The following is a 21357-nucleotide window of genomic DNA, read 5'->3' as shown; positions in this document are numbered from 1 at the left end:
CTTCCCCGGCCGCGACGCCGGCGCCTTCTTGCTCCTCGCGTCCGCGGCGGGCCGCCGCCGGGGGTCGGGCCGATTCGCTTCGGGCACGGGCTATTTGGTCTCCGGGTTGAATCGCGGGAAGGCCAGGTCACCGGCGTAGCGGGCGGCGTCGCCGAGTTCCTCTTCAATGCGAAGCAACTGGTTGTACTTGGCAACGCGCTCGCTGCGGGCCGGGGCGCCCGTCTTGATCTGGCCGCTGCCGACGGCCACCGCGAGGTCGGCGATGGTGGTGTCCTCGGTCTCACCGCTGCGGTGGCTCATCATCGTGCGATAGCCGCTGTTGTGAGCCAGCGAGACCGCGTCGAGCGTCTCGGTCAGAGTGCCGATCTGGTTCACCTTGACCAGCAACGCGTTGGCGGCGCCCCTGTCGATGCCGTCCTCGAGACGCTCGGGGTTGGTGACGAACAGGTCGTCGCCGACGATCTGGACCTTGTCGCCGATCGCGGTGGTCAGTGCCACCCAGCCGTCCCAGTCGTCCTCCGACAGCGGATCCTCGATCGACACCAGCGGGTAGGCGCCGACCAGTCCTTCGTAGAAGGACGTCATCTGCTCGGCGCTGCGGGTCTCCCGCTCGAACGCGTAGCCGGTGCCCTCGGTGTGGAACTCGGTCGCGGCGACGTCGAGCGCCAGCGCCACATCGCTGCCCACCGTCAGGCCGGCGGCTTCGATGGCGGAGATGATCAGGTCCAGCGCGGCCGTCGTGCCGGGCAGGTCGGGCGCGAACCCGCCCTCGTCTCCCAGCCCGGTGGACAGACCCTGCTTCTTGAGCACCGACTTGAGCGCGTGGTAGACCTCCGCACCCCAGCGCAGCGCCTCCTTGAACGACGGCGCCCCGATGGGCGCGATCATGAACTCCTGGACGTCGACGCCGCTGTCGGCGTGGGCGCCGCCGTTGATGATGTTCATCATCGGCACCGGAAGGATGTGCGCGTTGGGCCCGCCGACGTAGCGGAACAGCGGCAGCTCGGCCGACTGCGCCGCGGCCTTGGCCACCGCCAGCGACACACCGAGGATCGCGTTGGCGCCCAGTCGCGACTTGTCGGGGGTGCCGTCGAGGTCCAGCAGGGCCTGATCCACCAGCCGCTGCTCGTCGGCACCGAGCCCGATCACCGCCGGGGCGATCTCGTCGAGCACCGCCTCGACGGCCTTCTGCACACCTTTTCCGAGGTACCTGGATCCACCGTCGCGAAGCTCGACGGCCTCGTGTTCACCGGTTGATGCACCTGACGGGACCGCCGCGCGGGCAACGGTGCCGTCCAGCAGGCCCACCTCGACCTCGACTGTCGGGTTTCCCCGGGAATCGAGGATCTCGCGGGCTCCGACCTGCTCGATGATGGGCACAGCTGCCTCCTTGGATCTCTGCCTACAGGACTCTCACACGGGCTCGACCATGAGCCTAGAGCGTGCACCGCCCGTCGGTGTGCTCAGAGCGTATGTCCGGATGCATAGGCCGTCGCCCAGTCCCGAACGTTGCGGGCATACACATCGGAGAGGTTGTAGGCGCGCAGTGCCTCCATCCAGCCACGCGGTGTGCTGAGATCCTTTCCGCGCCAACACAGATACCCCGCCGCCGACAGCGCCGCATCGTCGATGTTGTCGGCATTGACGTCGCCGTCGTTGTTCGCGTCGACCCCGTAGAGCCGCCACGTCTCCGGGATGAACTGCATCGGCCCCATCGCCCTGGCGAAGGACTCCTCGCCGTCGTGGCTGACCGCCTCGTGATCCATGATCTCGAGGTTGCCGTTGGTCCCGTCGAGCAGGACGCCCCGGATCGGTGGCGAGATGTCGCCGTTGGGCGCGATGCGCGACCCGCGGTAGGTGCCGTGATGGCTCTCCACCTCGCCGATTCCCGCGAGCGTGGTCCACGACAGATGACAGTCGGGGTTCTCCACCTCGGCCACCCGGGCGGCATAGGCGTAGGCCTCCAGCGCGGTCACCGGGATACCGAGCGCGGGCGCACGCTCTGCCGCCCACTCACGCAGCTGATCTGCGGGCCGACCTTCGGCGAAGGTGTCGATCTGCGGCACCGGATCACCCGCGGGGGGCGGCACGCCCTCGGGGATGGGGGTTCCGAGATGCCATGAACAGCTCGAAGCCAGGAGCAGCGCTGTCGCGCCGATCACGGCCATCGCCTGCAGCCAACGCACCCGCGTCACCGGACTCCCTCAACCCACTGTGGTCACAACCCATGCTGCCATGTGCCGAGGAATGGTCGCCTCAAGACACCGCCGCGGGGGCCGTCCGGCACTCGCAGGAATTCGCCGTCGTGGTGAAGCCCTGCCAGGCGAAATCTGCGATTTTAGGTGTGCCTACCCTTGTCCCAGCTTCACAATGTACTGTTCACGCACCCACCAAGTAGGAGGCTCAATGAAGCGGCATCTCGCCTGGCCAGTGTCGGTCGCGGCCGTCGGGCTGGTTCTCGCCGGTTGTTCCGGCAACAGCTCCGGCGGCGACGATGCCAGCGGCGGTGACACCAGCGCGGCCGAGACCACCTCGTCGGAGACGTCGGCTGCCGCTGCCCCGAACCCGCTGACCGAGCAGGCCGCGACGGAGTACAAGGCGTACGCGACCGCGCAGATCGACGAGCTCGTCACCGTCGTCAAGGTGCTCACCGACGCCGTGCGCGCCGGCGACCTGCAGGCTGCGCAGGCCGCGTACGCGCCGTCGCGGATGCCGTGGGAGCGCATCGAGCCGCTCGCCGGACTGGTCGAGGAGATCGACGGCAAGGTCGACGCACGCGTCGACGACTTCGAAGGTGTCGACGATCCCGCGTTCACCGGGTGGCACCGCCTCGAGTTCCTGTTGTTCTCGGAGAACACCACCGAGGGCGGCGCCCCGTTCGCCGACCAACTCGACGCCGACATCGCCACCCTCCAAGAGCAGTTCCCGACGGTCGAGGTGACACCGGTCGACGTGTCCAACGGTGCCGCCGAGCTGATCGAAGAGGTCTCCCAAGGCAAGATCACCGGCGAGGAGGACCGCTACGCCAAGACCGACCTGTGGGACTTCGACGCCAACATGCAGGGTTCGCAGGCCGCGGTCGACAAGCTCACCCCGGCACTGGTCGAAGCCGATCCCGCCCTGCTGGGCGAGATCGACGCCGGGATCACCTCGGTGTTCGAGACCATGCGCCCGCTGCGCGACGGTGACGGTTGGGTGCTGTTCTGCACCGAGAACGACCCGTACCCGTCGCCGCGCTGCCCCGAGGTGACCGTCGATGCTGCGACGATCGACACGCTCAAGGCGGAACTCGCCGGACTCTCCGAGAACCTGTCCCAGGTGTCCGGGGTGCTGAAGCTGCAGTGAGGCCGCAGTGAGTCGGGGGCCACAACACGGTCAGGGGCGCCACGGACTGTCCCGCCGTGGGTTCGTCACCGGAGCGTTGGGCACCGGCGTCGCGGTAGGCGCGGGGGCTCTTGTCGGTTGCTCCGCGAGCGGGGGGACGGCACCGGCGGTAGCCGCTGCGCGGTTCGTGCCGTTCGAAGGTGAGCACCAGACCGGGATCACCTCCCTGCCCATCCCCGAACAGGGCCTGATCGCGTCTTTCAACGTGCTGTCCAAGGACCGGGCAGGGCTGGCGGCGACGCTGCGGGAACTCACCGAGGAGATCCGGGGGCTGATGGCGGGACACCCGCCGGAGACCCGCGACCCCGCCTACCCGCCCGTCGACTCCGGGATCCTGGGCGACAAGCCGCCGGCCGACAACCTCTCGATCGTCGTCGGCGTCGGTGCGTCGCTGTTCGACGACCGGTTCGGCCTCGCCGATCGCAAACCCCGAGAACTGGTCACCATGCCGTTCCTGGCCAACGACCGACTGGATCCGAAGCTGTCCCACGGGGACATCTCGATCATCTTCGAAGCCGGCCACAACGACACCATGCAGTTCGCGCTGCGGCAGCTGATGCGTCGCACCCGCAGTGACCTGGTGCTGCGGTGGATGGTCGACGGCTATGCCCGCGGGATCGGGGCTGGACGCGCCTCCGAGGCCGGCACCCCGCGCAACCTGCTGGGATTCAAGGACGGAACGGCCAACCTCGACGTCGAGGACGGCACTGTGATGGACCGCCATGTCTGGGTGTCGCCCGACGACGGCGAACCCGACTGGGCGGTGGGCGGTTCCTATCAGGCGGTGCGCATCATCCGGATGTTCGTCGAGTTCTGGGACCGCACCCAGCTCGTCGAGCAGGAGGCGCTCATCGGTCGCACGAAGGTAGGCGGCGATCCGCTGGGCCTGTCAGGCGAATTCACCGATCCGGACTACCCGTCCGATCCCGACGGCACCCGGATCCCGCTGACCGCCCACATCCGGCTCGCCAACCCGCGGACACCGGAGACCGACAGCAGCCTGATACTGCGTCGCGGCTTCAACTACTCACGGGGTTTCGACGGGGCCGGACGGCTCGACCAGGGACTGGCCTTCATCGCCTACCAGCGCAGTCTCGACAAGGGCTTCCTCGCCGTTCAGAGTCGGTTGACCGGCGAAACGCTCGAGGAGTACATCATGCCGGTGGGTGGCGGGTTCTTCTTCGTCCTACCCGGGGTCACCGGCGACGACCGCTTCCTCGGCGACCTGCTGGTCGACTGAACGCGCAGCACCCGGCCAATGAGCACGCCAGTCGTCCTCGTCGATCGCCGCCGACGGCGCGTCATCGAGCTCTTCGGCGACCTCGGCACCCCGATTGGCCGCCGCGACGGCGCGCTCGGCAGCACGCACCTCATCCATGAACTCCAGAACCGCTGAGCGCAAAGCGTTCTCAGCGTCGACGTCGGCCGACACCGTCACCGTGGTGATCGCCTCGGGAATCAGATCAGCCGGCAGTCCGGCGATCTCGGCCCGGGCGAGCACCTTCTGCGCCAACGCCAACGCGGGCTGCGCGGTGGGGATGTCGTCCATGATCGACTCGCGGGCCAGCTTCTCCAGCGACTTGCGTTGCTCCCACTGAGCCAGCTGATCTTCCAGCGTGATCGACTCACCGGCCAGCACCGCGGGCACCCGGTTGCCGAGCTTGCGGACCAGCGCGTCGGCGACATCGTCGATGTCGAAGGACTTCTCGGGTGCGTCCTCGGCGATGCGGGCGTGAAAGAGCACCTGCAGCAACACATCTCCGAGCTCATCCCGCAACTCGGTGAGATCGCCGCTGTGCACCGCGTCGAACAGTTCGTAGGTCTCCTCGAGCAGATAACGCCGCAGTGAGTCGTGCGTCTGCTGACTCTCCCACGGGCCGGCGGTGCGCAACTTGTCCATCATCGCCACCGCATCCACCAGACGCTCGCCGGACTGCGGCTCGACCGAGATCACCCGCTCCCCCGCGGCGATCCGCATCGTCACCGACGGATGATCGGGATCGGAGGACAACAGCACCGCGGCGGGCTCGTCCTCCGGCGCGTCGGAGAAGCACGGCCTGGCCGCAGGCAGCGACCACGGCACCTTGATCGGCATCTCCTCGGTGTACTGGACGTCACCGGCCAACAGGGCGATCGCGTCGATGGGAACCAGCGACGGGCGGCGGGGGTCGACCAGGACGACCGTCATCGGCTCCTGCTCATGTCGCACTCATGTCGTGCTCGCGTCTCTCATTGGCTACCGGTACCTCCGAACTTGGTTATATCAACTTCTTCCTGGGGTTTCCCGTCGATGGCCAGGACCAATCCCGCCACGAACGCCACCAGCTCCAGATCACGTAGCCGCGGAGCGCCCACACCGCTGCCCGCCCGGGGGATCGGAACCTGGACGGTCGACGTGGTGGCGCGGTAGGCCGCGCTCGAATACAGCCTCTTGAGTCGCAGTTGCGCGGAGTCCGGCAGTGTCAGCGGTGAGATCTTCAGGGTCGACGCCGACACCGCCCCGATCTCGGTGATGCCGTGCGCCCGCGCCAGTAGCCGCAGCCTGGCGACTGCGATGAGGCGCTGCGCCGGCTCCGGCAGCGGGCCGTACCGGTCGTTGAGTTCGTCGATCGCCGAGTCGACCGCGGCGTCATCCTGGGCGGCGGCAAGCCGCCGGTAGGCCTCCAACCGCAGCCGGTCACTGCCGATGTAGTCCGGCGGGAAGTGCGCGTCGACCGGCAGATCGATCCGTACATCCTTCGGTTCCTCAACGGCGGCAACGGTTTTCCCGTCAGCGACGGCCCGGTACGCTTCGACGGCCTCGCCGACCAGGCGCACGTAGAGGTCGAAGCCGACGCCGGCCACATGTCCGGACTGTTCGGCCCCCAGCACATTTCCGGCGCCACGGATCTCGAGGTCCTTCATCGCCACGGCCATACCCGCACCGAGTTCGTTGTTCTGGGCGATCGTGGCGAGCCGGTCATAGGCCGTCTCGGTCAGCGGAACCTCACGCGGATACAGGAAGTAGGCGTATCCGCGTTCCCGGCTGCGCCCCACCCGACCGCGCAGCTGATGCAGCTGCGAGAGGCCGAAGGTGTCGGCGCGCTCGACGATCAGGGTGTTGGCGTTGGAGATGTCCAGGCCGGTCTCGACGATCGTGGTGCACACCAGCACGTCGTACTCGCGGTTCCAGAAACCCTCGACGGTGCGTTCGAGTTGCTCCTCGGGCATCTGCCCGTGCGCGACGACCACCCGGGCCTCGGGCACCATCGACCTCACCTTGGCTGCGGCCTGGTCGATGGAGCGGACCCGGTTGTGGATGTAGAACGCCTGCCCGTCGCGCAGCATCTCGCGGCGCAGCGCGGCGGCGACCTGCTTGTCGTCGTGCGGACCCACGTAGGTCAGCACCGGGTAGCGCTCCTCGGGCGGCGTGAGGATCGTCGACATCTCCCGGATGCCGGCCAGGCTCATCTCCAACGTGCGCGGAATCGGCGTCGCCGACATGGTCAGCACGTCGACGTGGGTGCGCATCGACTTGATGTGCTCCTTGTGTTCGACGCCGAAGCGCTGCTCCTCGTCGACGACGACCAGACCGAGGTCCTTCCACGTCACCCCGGTCTGCAGCAGCCGGTGGGTACCGATGACGATGTCGACCGAGCCGTCCTTCATCCCCTCGAGCGTCGCGCGCGACTGCGCGGGGTCGGTGAACCGCGACAGTCCCTTCACCGTGATGGGGAAACCGGCCATCCGCGCGGCGAAGGTCTGCAGATGCTGATCGGCCAGCAGCGTCGTCGGCACCAGCACCGCCACCTGCTTGCCGTCCTGCACGGCCTTGAACGCCGCCCGCACCGCGATCTCGGTCTTGCCGTAGCCGACGTCGCCGCAGATGACCCGGTCCATCGGCACCGGCTTCTCCATGTCGGACTTCACCTCGGTGATGGCGGTCATCTGATCGACCGTCTCGGTGAAGCCGAACGCGTCCTCCATCTCCGTCTGCCAGGGGGTGTCGGGGCTGAAGGCGTGCCCCGGTGAGGCCTGCCTCTTGGCGTAGAGCGTGACCAACTCGGACGCGATCTCCCGGACCGCGCGGCGGGCCTTGGTCTTCGTGTTCGCCCAGTCGCTGCCGCCCAGCCGGGACAGCGTCGGTGCCTCCCCGCCGACGTAGCGGGACAGCTGATCCAGCGAGTCCATCGGCACATACAGCTTGTCCGTGCCGCCGCCACGCTTCGCCGACCCGTACTCCAGCACCAGGTACTCGCGCCGCGCCCCACCGATCACCCGCTCGGTCATCTCGACGAATCGACCGATGCCGTGCTGATCGTGGACCACCAGGTCGCCCGCGGTCAGTGCCAGCGGGTCGACGACGTTGCGGCGTTTGGCGGCAAGCCGCTTGCCTTCGGCGGCCGCGGCGCGGTTGCCCGTCAGGTCGGTCTCGGTGACCACGACCAGGTTGGCGCCTCCGATCACCACACCGTCGTGCAGCGGGCCCTTGATGACCCCGACAACACCTTCCCGAGGTGCCGCGCCGGGCTCCAACATCGTTGCGGGAGTGTCTGCTTCGCCCAGTTGCTCGACGACGCGCATCGCGGTTCCGGTGCCGGGGGTGACGACTGCCGCCAGTCCCCCGGTGGCGACGTGGGCGCGCAGCATCGCGAAGATCTCTTCGACGTTGTTCTGCTGGCTCCGCGCCGACGGAGCCGGTCGGATGTCGAGCGCGAGGGCCTCGCCGCCGCCGTCGTCGAGTTGGCTCAGCGTCCACCACGGGTGCCCGGCCGCGCGGGCCGCGTCCCGGGCCTCACCGAAGCCGACGAACCCGGAGGCACCCATCGCCTCGATGTCGATGGGTACATCACCACCGACCGCCGCGGTCGACCACGACGCCTCGAGGAACTCGCGTCCGGTCTTGATCAGATCGGCGGCGCGGGTCCGCACCTTCTCCGGATCGCAGACCAGCAGCGGGGCGCCCTCGGGCAGATGATCCGACAGTGGCTTCAGGTCGGTGGGCCGCAGCAGCGGCAGCAGCGCCTCCATCCCGTCGACCGGGATGCCCTCGGCCAGCTTGGCCAGCATGTCGGGAACGCTGCCTGACACGCTGTTCTCCAGCACCGGGTGCTCGGCGGACAACGCGGCGGCACGGTCGCGCACATCAGCGGTGAGCAGTACCTCGCGGCACGGCACCGCGATCATCGTGGTGATGTCGATCTCCGGGATGGACCGCTGGTCGGCCACCGAGAACATCCGCATCTCGGAGACCTCGTCGCCCCAGAACTCGATCCGCACGGGATGCTCGGCCGTCGGCGGGAAGACGTCGAGAATGCCGCCGCGCACCGCGAATTCACCGCGCTTGCCGACCATGTCCACCCGCGTGTAGGCCAGTTCCACCAGGTGCGCGATGACCGAATCGAACTCCTGCTCGGCGCCGACGGTCAGCGTGACCGGATCGACATCGGCGATATCGGGGGCCATCGGCTGCAGCAGCGACCGTGCCGTCGTCACCACGATCCGCAATGGCGGGCCCAGACGCTCGTCGTCGGGGTGCGACAACCGGCGCAGCAGCATCAGGCGGGCACCGACCGTGTCCACCCCCGGGGAGAGCCGTTCGTGCGGCAGCGTCTCCCAGGACGGGAACATCGCGACGGAGTCGCCGAACACGCCCTGCAACTCAGCGGTCAGGTCGTCAGCTTCACGGCCGGTGGCGGTGACGACCAGCAACGGGCAGCCCTGTGCCAGCGCGGACGCCACATACACCCGGGCGCTGGCCGGGCCGACGAGAGCAAGATCGGCGGGCCGGTCGGCAGCACGACGAACCACCTCCTGCAGGGAGGGGTCACGCAGCGCCAGGTCGACGAGGCCCGCGATCGGGGTGTGGACACCGAGGGTCCCCGATACGGTCATAACGCTCCCATCGTAGGCACCCGCCGAAGGTCTTGCGGCAGTGGGCAATCTGTGAGCGCCGATCCTCGGCTACTCGGTGAGCGAGCCGGGGCGCGAGCCGTCACTCCTGGTGCAGCACCGGGTCGGGCTCCAGGTGGGTGAGCCCGTTCCAGCACAGATTGACCAGGTGGGCGGCCACCACTTCCTTCTTGGGCTCGCGCACGTCGAGCCACCACTGCGCCGCCATCGACACCGAACCGACGAGCGCCTGCGCGTACAGCGGCGCCAGGTCGGAGTCCAGCCCGCGGCGGGAGAAGTCGCCCGCCAGGATCGAGGCGACCTGGCTGACCGCGTCGTTGAGCAGCGTCGAGTAGGTGCCCGAGGTGATGCTCGCCGGTGAATCGCGGATCAGGATCCGGAAGCCGTCGGTGTGCTCCTCGACGTAGGTCAGCAGCGCCAGCGCGACCCGTTCGACGCGCACCCGGGACCGGTTCTTGGTCAACGAGGCCGTGATGCCGTCCAGCAGCGCGGACATCTCCCGGTCGACGACGACGGCGTAGAGCCCTTCCTTGCCGCCGAAGTGTTCGTAGACCACCGGCTTGGACACATTGGCTCGCAGCGCGATCTCTTCGATGGAGGTGCCGTCGAACCCGCGCTCGGCGAAAAGGGACCTGGCGATCTCGATCAGCTGCTGACGGCGTTCGCTTCCGGTCATCCGCGCGCGAGGAGCACGGATCTCCTTGTCGGACGCAGCCACGGCATTCAGGGTAGACCGTCACCAGACAGGACCCAGGACGGCGCCGTCCCAGCCCCCTCCCAGCGTTTAACGACTTCAACGCGGTCCGCACCGTCGGCTAAAGTCGCACGCGTACAAAGTCGACCGATCCGTCGTGGTGTAATCGGCAGCACCTCTGATTTTGGTTCAGAAAGTTCAGGTTCGAGTCCTGGCGACGGAGCGAGCGGGGCCTGCCCGACGCACGGGAAGGACAGCTATGCGTGAGGCCGCGGTCCTGGTTCTGGCGGCAGGTGCCGGCACGAGGATGAAGTCCGACACCCCCAAGGTGCTGCACACCCTCGCGGGCCGCAGCATGCTGTCGCACTCGCTGCACGCCGTGGCGGAGGTGGCTCCACAACATCTGGTGGTGGTCGTCGGACGCGATCGTGAGCGCGTCGCCCCCGCAGCCCTCGAGATCGGCCGGGAACTGGGTCGCCCTGTCGAGATCGCTGTGCAGGAGCAGCAGCAGGGCACCGGCCACGCAGCCGAATGCGGACTGTCGGCGCTGCCCGACGACTTCACCGGGGTCGTGGTCGTCACCGCGGGCGACGTCCCCCTGCTGGACGCGGACACACTGGCCGACCTGATCGCCGCCCACAGCGCCGAGGCGGCGGTCGCCACGGTGCTGACCACCACGCTGGCGGATCCGACCGGGTACGGCCGGGTGCTGCGCACCCAGGACCGTGAGGTCATCGGGATCGTCGAGCAGGCTGACGCCAGCCCGTCACAACGGGCGATCACCGAGGTCAACGCCGGTGTGTACGCGTTCGACATCGAGGCGCTGCGCTCGGCGCTGAGCAGGTTGCGCTCCGACAACGCCCAGCACGAGCGCTACCTGACCGACGTCATCTCGATCGTGCGCTCCGACGGGCACATCGTGCGGGCCAAACACGTCGACGACACCGCGCTGGTCACCGGCGTCAACGATCGTGTCCAGCTGGCCGAGATGGGCGCCGAGATGAACCGCCGCATCGTCGCAGGGCACCAGCGCGCCGGGGTGACGATCGTCGATCCCGCATCCACGTGGGTCGACGTCGGCGTCCGCATCGGCCGCGACACCGTCGTGCGGCCGGGCACCCAGCTGCTCGGCACGACGCACATCGGCGGCCGCTGCGCGATCGGGCCCGACACCACCCTGACCGACGTCACCGTCGGCGACGGAGCAGAGGTGGTCCGCACCCACGGCAGCTCCTCGGTGATCGGCGACGACGCGGCCGTGGGTCCGTTCACCTATCTGCGCCCCGGCAGTGTGCTGGGCGTGGCGGGCAAGTTGGGCGCGTTCGTCGAGACCAAGAACGCGACGATCGGCGACGGCACCAAGGTCCCGCATCTGACGTATGTCGGCGACGCCGACATCGGCGAGCACAGCAACATCGGCGCCTCCAGCGTGTTCGTCAACTACGACGGAGAAGCCAAGCGGCGCACCACCATCGGTTCTCACGTGCGCACCGGTTCGGACACCATGTTCGTGGCACCGGTCACCGTCGGCGACGGCGCGTACACCGGCGCAGGCACGGTGATCCGGGAGGACGTGCCGCCGGGGGCGCTGGCGGTCTCGGCGGGACCGCAACGCAACATCGAAGGCTGGGTGGCCCGAAAGCGCCCGGGCAGCGCGGCGGCTTCCGCCGCGGCAGCGGCGAATCAGGCCCCGGCCGCGGCAGCAGCGGAGGATCCCGAACCTACCGATCAGTAGCCGTTTGTTGGCATTCTGGTAACCCGGCAGCGTGCGTGCGTAAGCGCTACGTACGATGGCCCGGTATCGATCGCCGACGCGAGGGCAGCCCGTGAGCCACGACTGGACCGACAATCGCAAGAACCTGATGCTGTTCTCGGGGCGAGCGCACCCTGAACTCGCCGAGCAGGTCGCCAAGGAACTCGACGTCCACGTCACCGCGCAGAGCGCACGAGACTTCGCCAACGGCGAGATCTTCGTCCGCTTCGACGAGTCGGTACGCGGCAGCGACGCCTTCGTCCTGCAGTCCTGCCCCGCGCCGCTCAACACGTGGCTGATGGAACAGCTGCTGATGATCGACGCTCTCAAGCGCGGCAGCGCCAAGCGGATCACCGCGATCCTGCCGTTCTACCCCTACGCCCGGCAGGACAAGAAGCACCGCGGACGCGAGCCCATCTCGGCCCGGCTGGTCGCCGATCTGCTCAAGACCGCGGGCGCGAACCGCATTCTGACCGTCGACCTGCACACCGATCAGCTCCAGGGTTTCTTCGACGGTCCCGTCGACCACATGCGGGCGCAGAAGCTCCTCACCGGCTACATCGCCGAGAACTACGCGGGCCGCGACATGGTGGTCGTCTCCCCCGACTCAGGCCGGGTGCGTGTCGCCGAGAAGTGGGCCGACTCGCTGGGCGGAGTTCCGCTGGCCTTCATCCACAAGACCCGCGACCCGCTGGTGCCCAACCAGGTGGTGTCCAACCGCGTCGTCGGCGACGTCCGGGGCAAGACCTGCATCCTCACCGACGACATGATCGACACCGGCGGCACCATCGCCGGAGCTGTGCGGCTGCTGGAGCAGGACGGCGCGACCGATGTCGTCATCGCCGCCACCCACGGCGTGCTCTCCGACCCCGCCCGCGAGCGACTCGCCGACAGCGGGGCGTGTGAGGTCATCGTCACCAACACGCTGCCGATCGGTGAGGACAAGATGTTCCCGCAACTCACCGTGCTGTCGATCGCGCCACTGCTGGCCAACACCATTCGCGCGGTCTTCGAGAACGGCTCGGTGACAGGGCTTTTTGACGGGTCCGCTTGATGTGACCGCGCGCATCTACCACAACCCGAAGTGCTCGACCTCGCGCAAGACACTGGAGTTGCTGCGCGACAACGGTGTTGAGCCCGAGATCGTGCTGTACCTCAAAACCCCGCCCTCGCGTGCGGAGTTGACGACGATGATCGCCGACGCCGGGATCGACGTGCGCGCCGCGGTTCGCAAACGCGAGGCGCTCTTCGGCGAACTCGGGCTGGCCTCGGCTTCCGACGACGAACTGCTCGACGCCATGGCGGCGCACCCGATCCTGATCGAGCGTCCGTTCGTGGTGACGCCCAAGGGCACCCGACTGGCCCGGCCACTGGACAACGTCCGAGAGATCCTGTGAAGGCCCTTCCCCACGCGGGCGCGGCTCTCGTCATCCTGTTCGCCGCGGGCTGCACGACGGAGGCGCCCGACTACCAGACCGTGTGGTCGACGCCGAACACGACGACGAGCGCGCCACCGGCACCCGCCGCGGAAGCGCAGGTGAACATCGCCACGTTCCTGGAACAGGCCGGCGTCGTGGGCGAACCCGTGGCCCCCGACATGCTGACCGACCTCACTGTGTCGATACCCACGCCACCGGACTGGACGCCGTATCAGGGCACGAACCTGGGACCGGGCACCCGGATGATCGTCAAGGGTGACACCTACCCGACCGCGATGCTGATGGTGTTCGCCCTCGACGGAGACTTCGACGCCCGCGAGGCCGTCACCCACGGCGACGTCGACGCCGAGATGTCGGAGAACTTCCGCGAACTCAACTCGTCGGCAACGGATTTCAACGGCTTCCCGTCGTCGATGATCGAGGGCAGCTACGACCTCAACGGCGAGCGGATGCACAGCTACAACCGCATCGTCATCGCGACCGGTGCCCCGCCGGCCAATCAGCGCTATCTCGTGCAGTTCACCGTCACCGGCTACGCCGATCAGGCGGCCGAAGAGGCGCCGGACATCGAGGCGATCATCAGCGGCTTCACCGTCGAAGTTCCCTGAGAGCCCGCGCCCGCCTGAAGCCCCCGCCGGAATTGCATTCCAGCAGAGGTTTTGCGAGTGGCGGCCTGCTGGAACGCAATTCCGGCGGAAGATCAGAGACGCACTAGGGTGAACGGCATGAGCGACTGGACTGCCGCCGACCTACCCTCTTTCGCCGGACGCACCGTCATCGTCACCGGCGCCAACTCAGGACTGGGTCTGGTCACCGCCCGCGAGTTGGCCCGTGTCGGCGCCAAGACCATCCTGGCGGTGCGCAACCTCGACAAGGGCAAGGCCGCCGCGGCGGACATGGCGGGCGACGTGGAGGTCCGCAAGCTCGACCTGCAGGACCTGGCATCGATCCGGGCGTTCGCCGACGACATCTCGGCCTCGGGGGCCGGTGTCGACGTGTTGATCAACAACGCCGGCATCATGGCGGTGCCCTACGCGCTGACCGTGGACGGCTTCGAGAGCCAGATCGGCACCAACCACCTCGGGCACTTCGCGCTGACGAACCTGCTGCTGCCCACGATCACCGATCGGGTCGTCACGGTGTCGTCGATGATGCACCTGTTCGGCTACATCAGCCTCAAGGATCTCAACTGGAAGGCGCGCCCCTACCTCGCCTGGCCGGCCTACGGTCAGTCGAAGCTGGCAAACCTGCTGTTCACCGGTGAACTGCAACGCAGGCTCGACACCGCTGGGTCGCCGGTGCAGGCGCTCACGGCACATCCCGGGTACTCGGCGACCAACCTGCAGGGCCAGACCGGCAGCCGGTTCGGAAGCCAGATCTGGGACGCCGGCAACCGGTTGCTCGCGACCGACGCGGACTTCGGCGCCCGTCAGACCCTCTACGCGGCGTCACAAACCCTGCCCGGAGACAGTTTTGTCGGGCCACGATTCGCGATGCGTGGTCCCACCGGTCAGGGCTGGCGCAGTCCGCTGGCGCGTGACCGCACCAAAGCCAGAGCGCTGTGGGCACTGTCCGAGGAGCTCACCGGGGTCGAATTTCCGCTCTGAACGCGGCTTGCGCTACCCTTGCGGACGCGTCACGGCGAGGGTGGTCTCCTAATCGGCCACCGTTATCGACGGGAATCGCATCTTCACCGATGTGCAACCCTGGCCGTGCCCGACACCGATCACCGGCACAGGAGCACAGAACATGGCGAAGAACGCCCCCAACAATCTGACCGCGCAGGTCCGCACCGCGACCGGCAAGGGCGCCTCGCGCCGCGCCCGCCGCGAGGGCAAGGTCCCCGCGGTGCTCTACGGCCACGGCTCAGATCCCCAGCACCTCGAGCTCGATTCCCGTGACTTCGCCGCAGTGCTGCGCAACACGGGCACCAACGCCGTGTTGACCCTCGACATCGAGGGCACCGAGCAGCTCGCGCTGACCAGGGCCCTGGAGATCCACCCGATCCGCCGGAACATCCAGCATGCCGACCTGCTCGTGGTGCGGCGCGGCGAGAAGGTGACCGTCGACGTCAACGTCCTCTTCGAAGGTGACGCGGCCCCCGGCACGCTGGTCAACCAGGAAACCAACACCATCGAGATCGAAGCCGACGTCCAGTCGATCCCCGAACAGTTCCTCGTCTCGATCGAAGGCGCACAGGCCGGAACCCAGATCACCGCCGCCGACGTCGAACTGCCCGGGGGCGTCACGCTGATCTCCGACCCCGAACTGCTGGTCATCAACGTGATCGTCGCGCCGACCGAAGAGGACCTCGACGCCGACGGTGCCGGCGAGGAGAGCGAGGCTGCCGCCGACGAGGAGGCCTCCGACGAGGACAGCTCCGAGGACGCCGAATCCGGCGCCGACTCCGAATAGCCCGGGCAGTACGGACGCTGTTCATGACCGAGCCGTCCGCAGCCGACGGCCGGGGACCCCTTCTGGTCGTCGGCCTGGGCAACCCGGGGCCGAACTACGCCGCAACGCGGCACAATGTCGGGTTCATGGTGGCCGAGGTTCTCGCCGACCGCATCGGCGAGAAGTTCAAGCTGCACAAGAAATCCGGGGCTGACGTGGCCACCGGACGACTCGCGGGTCGTCCGGTGGTGCTCGCCATGCCGCGGGTGTACATGAACGAGTCCGGCAGGCATGTCGGTCCGCTGGCGAAGTTCTACTCGGTGCCGCCGGGCGACATCGTGGTGATCCACGATGAGCTCGACATCGACTTCGGCCGAATCCGGCTCAAGCGCGGCGGTGGCGAGGGCGGCCACAACGGTGTGCGGTCAGTCGCATCGGCATTGGGCTCCAAGGACTTTCACCGGGTACGGATCGGCGTCGGCCGCCCACCCGGGCGGCAGGATCCGGCAGCCTACGTGCTGCAGAACTTCAACGCCGCCGAACGTAAGGATGTCCCGACGATCTGCGAGCAGGCCGCCGATGCGACGGAGTTGCTGATCGCCCAGGGCCTGGAGCCCGCCCAGAACATCGTCCACGCCTGGGCCTAGCGGCCGCCGATCCCACTGTCGACCACTTTGGTCACCTTGTGGGGGTATCGCTTCTTGGCAAACGCCTCCGCCTCGGAATCCGCAAGCACGTAGAGAGTTTCGACTTTCTCCTGCAGCGGTTTGAGCACGAGGTCCATGAAGCCCTTGCGGTCGTCGAGGTAGGGTTCGATGACCTCCTCGCCTGCCGGGCAGACAGCCAGACAGTAGGCGGCCTTGTAGTTCGCCTTGAAGGACAGGCTCTGCCACATCGAGGCATTCTCCGAATCGGTGACGCGAGAACGGTAGTCGGCGGCGTCAGTGCTGTCGGCGACCGTCTGCACCCAGTCTGTGAAGCCGCCCACGAACTCGCGGTAGTTGTGGGTCGAGCAGGCGAAGAAGTCGAAGTCGCCGTTCTTCTTGATGGCGCCGACGGGGCAGGCGGCCACGCACAGCTTGCATTCCAGGCAGGGTGAGTAGTCCAGCGGTTCACCGTAGGCGGTGATCGGCGCGGCCACCAGGATGGTCCCCAACAGGATGAAGTTGCCGAATCGCGGGTGAATCACATTGCGGTGGATGCCCATTGCGCCCATGCCGGCCGCAACCGCGACCGGTTTGTGCGCCACCACCCAGATGCGGCCCGGGAAGCGATCCATCTCCATCGGAAAAGTCGCCGACGGATTCACCACGCGGTAGCCGGTGTCCTGGAGCACCCGGGTGATGCGATGCGCTGCTTCGTTCATGATCTCGCCGCTGCGGTGGAATTCCTGGTTGGCGACGCTGCGGGCGGTGGACCGCACATTGTCGCGGTTCATCTTGACCACCAGCGAGATATAGCTCACCGCACCCGGGAGGGCCGTTTCCACGTGCGGCACCTCCGAGGCCAGGGCAGGGTCGGCGACGCTGGCGAAGCCGACGTCGTCGGCACCCGCGTCCAGGCACACCTGCCGCAACCAGTCCGCGTCGATGTCGCCCGGTGTGGCCGACGGCCGGGCCCGCACCGCACGCACCGTGGGGTGCTCAGCCAACCGGGCAGGCAACTTATCCGTCATGCTGGGTATAGTACACAATACTCAGCGGAAGCGCTCGGATGGTTTCGTGGGCAACGCGGTCGCGATCGTGGGCCGCGAACGTGCGCGAAATGCCGCGAAACACGGCGCGTCGGCGTGCAAACACGCGCTTTCGCGGCACGGGGCGTGAGGTCTGAGGTCAGCCCGAGGTGCGGCGCCGGTAGGCGTACAGCGCGACCGGCGCGAAGACCGCCGTCAACGCCAGCGACCACAGGATCGTCGACAGCACCGGATGATGAAGCGGCAGTTGAGCACCCGCGGGAGCGGGCCCGCCGTTGCCCCACAGCTCACGCATGGCCTGCGCCAGCGACGAGACCGGGTTCCACTCGGCGATCATTCGCAGCCACTGCGGCATCGGCTCGGTCGGCACGAATGTGTTGGCCAGGAAGGTCACCGGGAACAGCGCGGTGAACATGACGCCGTTGACGGCCTCGACCGAACGCATCACCGAACCGATCAGGATGCCGAACCAGATCATCCCGAAGCCGAACAGCAACAGCAACGCGAACGCCAGGACCGCCTCGGCGATGCTGCCTCGGATCCGCCAGCCGATCAGCAGACCCGTCACCGCCATCACCACCACACCCAGCGACGAGTGGATGACGCTGGCGATACTGCGCCCGATCAGCACCGAGGATCGGGAGATGGGCAGCGACCGGAACCGGTCGATGATGCCCTTCTCCACGTCAGCGGTGATCCCCGACGCCACCACGAACGCCGAGAAGACGATGGTCTGCGCCAGGATCCCCGGCAGCAGGAACTCCCGGTAGGACGCCCCGCCGGTGTTGGTGATCGAGGCGCCGAAGACGAACGCGAACAGCAGCACGAACATGATCGGCTGCGCGGTGACGTCGCTGAGCATCTCCGGCATCCGCTTGGTGTGGATCATGTTGCGCTTGACCATGATCCACGATTGCTGGGCCAGGTTTGTCGGATGCGTGGCGACGGGTTGTGCCGCGACGGCGGGCGGGGTGTCCAGTGCGGTCATGCGCCGATCTCCTCGCTGTCGTCGGTCCGGTGCCCGGTGAGCGTCAGGAACACATCATCCAGGCTGGGCCGTGACAGCCCGATGTCGTCGACGCCGATGCCGCTGTCGCGCAACCAGCCGGCCACGCTGATCATGTCGTCGAGCCCGTCGGCCGAGGCGGTCAACCGACGGGCCCCGGTGTCGACGAACACCTCGGCGCCGGTCCTGGCCAACAGCGCTTGGGCGGGCGCCAGATCGGCGGCGGCGGCGACGGTGACCACCAGACTGGCGCGGCCGGCCTGCTGCTTGAGTTCCAGCGGCGAGCCCTGCGCGATGATGCGTCCCCTGTCGATCACCACGATGTTGTCGGCGAGCTGATCGGCCTCCTCGAGGTACTGGGTGGTCAGCAGCAGTGTGGTGCCCTGGGCCACCAGACCCCGTAGCACCTCCCACAGCTCGCTGCGGCTGCGTGGATCCAACCCGGTGGTCGGCTCGTCGAGGAACAGCACCGGCGGTGACGCCAGCAGGCTCACCGCCAGATCGAGGCGGCGCCGCATTCCGCCGGAGTAGGACTTGACCACCCGGTCGGCGGCGTCGGCCAGTGAGAACTGGTGCAGCAGCCGGTCCCCGAGGCGTTGCAGGTCTTTGCGCCGGATGCCGTACAGACCGCCGATCATCCGGATGTTCTCGCGGCCGGTGAGCAGTTCGTCGACGGTGGCCACCTGGCCGGTCAGGCCCATATGGCGCCGCACCTGGTCGGGGTCGTCGAGCACGTCGTAGCCGGCGACGCGAGCGGTGCCGCTGGTGGGTTCGGTCAGCGTCGTCATCATCCGGACGGTGGTCGTCTTCCCGGCGCCGTTGGGGCCCAACAGACCCAAGACCGTGCCGGGAGGCACGGTGAAGCTGACGCGGTCGACCGCGGTGTCCCGGCCGTAACGCTTGACCAGTTCGATCGCTTCGATCGCCGGAGGAGCGGACATGACCTCGACGGTATCGGCGGCAACCGACATCAGGCCACTTGATTACCGGTCGATGACGTGACGAGCGCGCGCGGAATGCCAGGTTTTACGGCGCGTCGGCGTGCAGACCCGCGCGCTCGCGGGACGAAGGACGTTATCCGGTGACGAGCGAGACCGACGTCGAGCGACGCAGCTTGCCCGACGGCGTCTTGGGGATGCTGCCCGGCCCGAGCACCACGACGTTGCGGGGACGCACGTCGACCTCGGCCACCACCTCGTGGGCGACCTGGTGCTCGATCCGTCGCACCTCGACCGGATCTTCCCAGGCGTTGGACTCGACCGCGACGGCGAACGTCTCACGCGAGTGCCCGGCATCCAGCCGCACCGCGACGGCGCAACCGGCCCGCACGCCTTCGACGCGGCCCGCGGCGCGTTCGATGTCGGTCGGGTAGATGTTGCGGCCCGCCATGATGATGACGTCCTTCACACGCCCGCAGACCACGACATGGCCGTTGTCGGTCAGGTAGCCGAGGTCTCCGGTGTCATACCAGCCCTGCTCGTCCTGGGCGGGGATGAAACCGCCCATCGTCAGGTATCCGGGCGTCAGGCATTCGCCGCGAAGCTCGATGACGCCGACACCGCGCTTCGGCATGATGTTGCCGTGGTCGTCGATGATGCGGGCCTCGAGATCGGTGAGCAGCGGGCCGAGCGTGGCCAGCCGCTTGGTGTTGCCCTTGCTCGAGGGCACCGCACGACGCAGCGCGGCCAGCAGATCAGCGTCGACCTCGTCGACGACCAGTCCGGCGTTGCACGGCGAGAACGACACCGCCAGCGTCGTCTCGGCCATGCCGTAGGCGGGCAGGATCGCCTCGGGCCGCAGGCCGAACGGCTTGCCGGCGTCGATGAGGTCCTCGACGTCGGCCGGCTCGACCGGCTCGGCCCCCGACAGCGCGAAGCGCAGCGTGGACAGGTCGAACTCACCCGGCTTCGCCTGCCTGCGCAGCCGCTTGGCGAACAGCGCGTAGGCGAAGTTCGGCGCCGCGGTCATGGTGCCCTTGTACTTGTCGATGAGCTTGGCCCACAGCAGGGTGTCCCGCAGGAAGTCCATCGGCGTGACCTTGACCAGTTCGGCGCCGAAGTACATCGGGATGGTCAGGAAGCCGACCATGCCCATGTCGTGGAAGCAGGGCAGCCAGCTCACCATGACGTCCTTCTCGACGTCGTACTCGGCGCCGATGAACATGGCCTCTGCATTGGAGTAGATGTTGCGGTGGGTGATCTGCACCGCTTTGGGAGATCCAGTCGAACCGGAGGTCAGCTGCATGAGCGCCAGATCGTCTTCGCCCACCTCGATGGGGTCGATCGGTTCGGCCGCAAGCAGTTCGTCCACGGTCAGCACCGTGATGCCTTTTTCCTGCAGCACGGGGATCGCGACCAGGAACGGGTCGGAGACGATGACGACCTTGGCCTCGATCATGCCGATCACCATCATGGTGTCCTCGGCCCACATGACCAGATCGGTGCGGGGGGTCGGCTGGTGCAGCATGGTCAGACTCGCGCCGCGCATCCACAGGCCCTGGGCCGTGGGGGCGATCTCCACCGGGTAACCGGCCAGCACGCCGACGGCGTCACCGAGACCGACACCGGCCGCTGCGAGCCCACCGGCGATGCGTCGCGCCCGCTCGTGGACCTCACCCCAGGTGTGCCGGACCGGCTCGTGCGGCTCGCCGGTCACCATGCCTCGACCGGTGGTATGGGCACTGCGGTACATCTTCTCGGTGAATCTGCTCACCACGACCTCCTCGCCGACATTTGCCCCGGTGCGCATACGCGTTTGCCATGCTCCGCCTGATGGGAGGCCTTTTCACGGAGGCGCGCACACATTTCGGGAGCGGTTGTGTCTCGAATCGGTGATGTCCCATGAGCACGATCGATTTCAGCCCATCGCCCACCGCTCGACGCGGAGGCGGAACTGGTTGCGTCCACTGCTCGACCGCTAGCTCTCACCGTCGATCATCTTAAGCAACTCTTAAGTAGCTGCCAAACGCAAGCGATTATTGAGGCATTAGTCACACCGGTTCGTGACCAACGCGCAGCCCGATCACGGCGCCGGTGGCGGACTGGGTACTACCCGCGCGCCATGAACCGGACCGCTGGCCACCCGGACGGTGCGACAGACGCC

General features: G+C 67.8%; 18 protein-coding genes and 1 tRNA gene. 10 read left to right on the top strand and 9 right to left on the bottom strand.

Annotation, left to right across the window (positions count from 1 at the left end):
• Window positions 1-90: 90 nt before the first annotated feature.
• Window positions 91-1380, bottom strand: coding sequence for a phosphopyruvate hydratase (eno, locus tag WA965_RS03350; protein ID WP_526298001.1), 1290 nt, complete (start codon window positions 1378-1380; stop codon window positions 91-93).
• Between the two features lie 83 nt (window positions 1381-1463).
• Window positions 1464-2195, bottom strand: a complete 732-nt coding sequence (locus WA965_RS03345; protein ID WP_526298003.1) for a lytic transglycosylase domain-containing protein — start codon at window positions 2193-2195, stop codon at window positions 1464-1466.
• A gap of 211 nt (window positions 2196-2406) precedes the next feature.
• Here WA965_RS03345 and WA965_RS03340 point away from each other — a divergent pair, with 211 nt between their 5' ends.
• The gene (locus tag WA965_RS03340) at window positions 2407-3345 is read left to right on the top strand and encodes an EfeM/EfeO family lipoprotein (protein WP_526298005.1); all 939 of its coding nucleotides are present in this window, start codon (window positions 2407-2409) and stop codon (window positions 3343-3345) included.
• 7 nt (window positions 3346-3352) lie between these two features.
• Entirely contained in the window at window positions 3353-4624 is a 1272-nt protein-coding gene (locus tag WA965_RS03335; RefSeq protein ID WP_526447063.1) for a Dyp-type peroxidase, read from the top strand.
• Here WA965_RS03335 and WA965_RS03330 read toward each other — a convergent pair.
• The 3 genes from WA965_RS03330 to WA965_RS03320 form a co-directional block, all read right to left on the bottom strand.
• Entirely contained in the window at window positions 4571-5572 is a 1002-nt protein-coding gene (locus WA965_RS03330) for a nucleoside triphosphate pyrophosphohydrolase (RefSeq protein WP_526298009.1), read from the bottom strand. The two genes, WA965_RS03335 and WA965_RS03330, sit on opposite strands and share 54 nt — an antisense overlap.
• 41 nt (window positions 5573-5613) lie before the next feature.
• Window positions 5614-9258: a transcription-repair coupling factor gene (gene mfd / locus WA965_RS03325; RefSeq protein WP_526298011.1), complete on the bottom strand. Its 3645-nt coding sequence runs from the start codon at window positions 9256-9258 to the stop codon at window positions 5614-5616.
• Between the two features lie 100 nt (window positions 9259-9358).
• On the bottom strand, window positions 9359-9952 hold the full coding sequence (locus WA965_RS03320; RefSeq protein WP_178360485.1) for a TetR/AcrR family transcriptional regulator: 594 nt from the start codon (window positions 9950-9952) through the stop codon (window positions 9359-9361).
• Between the two features lie 169 nt (window positions 9953-10121).
• Here WA965_RS03320 and WA965_RS03315 point away from each other — a divergent pair.
• The 8 genes from WA965_RS03315 (at window position 10122) to pth (ending at window position 16203) form a co-directional block, all read left to right on the top strand.
• Window positions 10122-10193: transfer RNA gene (locus WA965_RS03315), tRNA-Gln, on the top strand.
• Window positions 10194-10229: 36 nt separating this feature from the next.
• Window positions 10230-11705: a bifunctional UDP-N-acetylglucosamine diphosphorylase/glucosamine-1-phosphate N-acetyltransferase GlmU gene (gene glmU, locus WA965_RS03310; RefSeq protein ID WP_526298013.1), complete on the top strand. Its 1476-nt coding sequence runs from the start codon at window positions 10230-10232 to the stop codon at window positions 11703-11705.
• Window positions 11706-11796: 91 nt separating this feature from the next.
• Window positions 11797-12777 carry a ribose-phosphate diphosphokinase gene (locus tag WA965_RS03305; RefSeq protein WP_526447061.1) on the top strand — a complete coding sequence of 327 codons (981 nt, stop codon included), beginning with the start codon at window positions 11797-11799 and terminating at the stop codon, window positions 12775-12777.
• A gap of 1 nt (window position 12778) precedes the next feature.
• On the top strand, window positions 12779-13120 hold the full coding sequence (arsC, locus tag WA965_RS03300; protein WP_526298015.1) for an arsenate reductase (glutaredoxin): 342 nt from the start codon (window positions 12779-12781) through the stop codon (window positions 13118-13120).
• The gene (locus WA965_RS03295) at window positions 13117-13770 is read left to right on the top strand and encodes an LpqN/LpqT family lipoprotein (RefSeq protein WP_526298017.1); all 654 of its coding nucleotides are present in this window, start codon (window positions 13117-13119) and stop codon (window positions 13768-13770) included. The genes arsC and WA965_RS03295 overlap by 4 nt, the downstream gene beginning before the upstream one ends.
• A 117-nt stretch (window positions 13771-13887) precedes the next feature.
• On the top strand, window positions 13888-14769 hold the full coding sequence (locus WA965_RS03290; protein WP_526298019.1) for an SDR family oxidoreductase: 882 nt from the start codon (window positions 13888-13890) through the stop codon (window positions 14767-14769).
• A gap of 142 nt (window positions 14770-14911) precedes the next feature.
• Entirely contained in the window at window positions 14912-15577 is a 666-nt protein-coding gene (locus WA965_RS03285; RefSeq protein ID WP_526298021.1) for a 50S ribosomal protein L25/general stress protein Ctc, read from the top strand.
• 23 nt (window positions 15578-15600) lie between these two features.
• Window positions 15601-16203, top strand: coding sequence for an aminoacyl-tRNA hydrolase (pth, locus tag WA965_RS03280; RefSeq protein WP_526298023.1), 603 nt, complete (start codon window positions 15601-15603; stop codon window positions 16201-16203).
• On the opposite strand, the gene WA965_RS03275 is transcribed toward pth, so the two are convergent.
• The 4 genes from WA965_RS03275 to WA965_RS03260 form a co-directional block, all read right to left on the bottom strand.
• The gene (locus tag WA965_RS03275) at window positions 16200-17231 is read right to left on the bottom strand and encodes a 4Fe-4S binding protein (protein WP_526298025.1); all 1032 of its coding nucleotides are present in this window, start codon (window positions 17229-17231) and stop codon (window positions 16200-16202) included. The two genes, pth and WA965_RS03275, sit on opposite strands and share 4 nt — an antisense overlap.
• Before the next feature lie 157 nt (window positions 17232-17388).
• Window positions 17389-18237, bottom strand: a complete 849-nt coding sequence (locus WA965_RS03270; protein ID WP_526298027.1) for an ABC transporter permease — start codon at window positions 18235-18237, stop codon at window positions 17389-17391.
• Window positions 18234-19196 (bottom strand): efflux ABC transporter ATPase subunit, DrrA-related, encoded by a 963-nt coding sequence (locus WA965_RS03265; protein WP_526298029.1) that lies wholly within the window; start codon window positions 19194-19196, stop codon window positions 18234-18236. The genes WA965_RS03270 and WA965_RS03265 overlap by 4 nt, the downstream gene beginning before the upstream one ends.
• Window positions 19197-19329: 133 nt before the next feature.
• Window positions 19330-20967, bottom strand: coding sequence for a fatty acyl-AMP ligase (locus WA965_RS03260; RefSeq protein ID WP_526298032.1), 1638 nt, complete (start codon window positions 20965-20967; stop codon window positions 19330-19332).
• Window positions 20968-21357: the final 390 nt, after the last annotated feature.

Origin of the sequence: Mycobacterium sp., from assembly GCF_049683935.1 — a bacterium.
GTDB lineage: Bacteria > Actinomycetota > Actinomycetes > Mycobacteriales > Mycobacteriaceae > Mycobacterium.
Note: the sequence above shows the minus strand (reverse complement) of the source record. Positions and strands in the feature narration are given on the sequence as shown.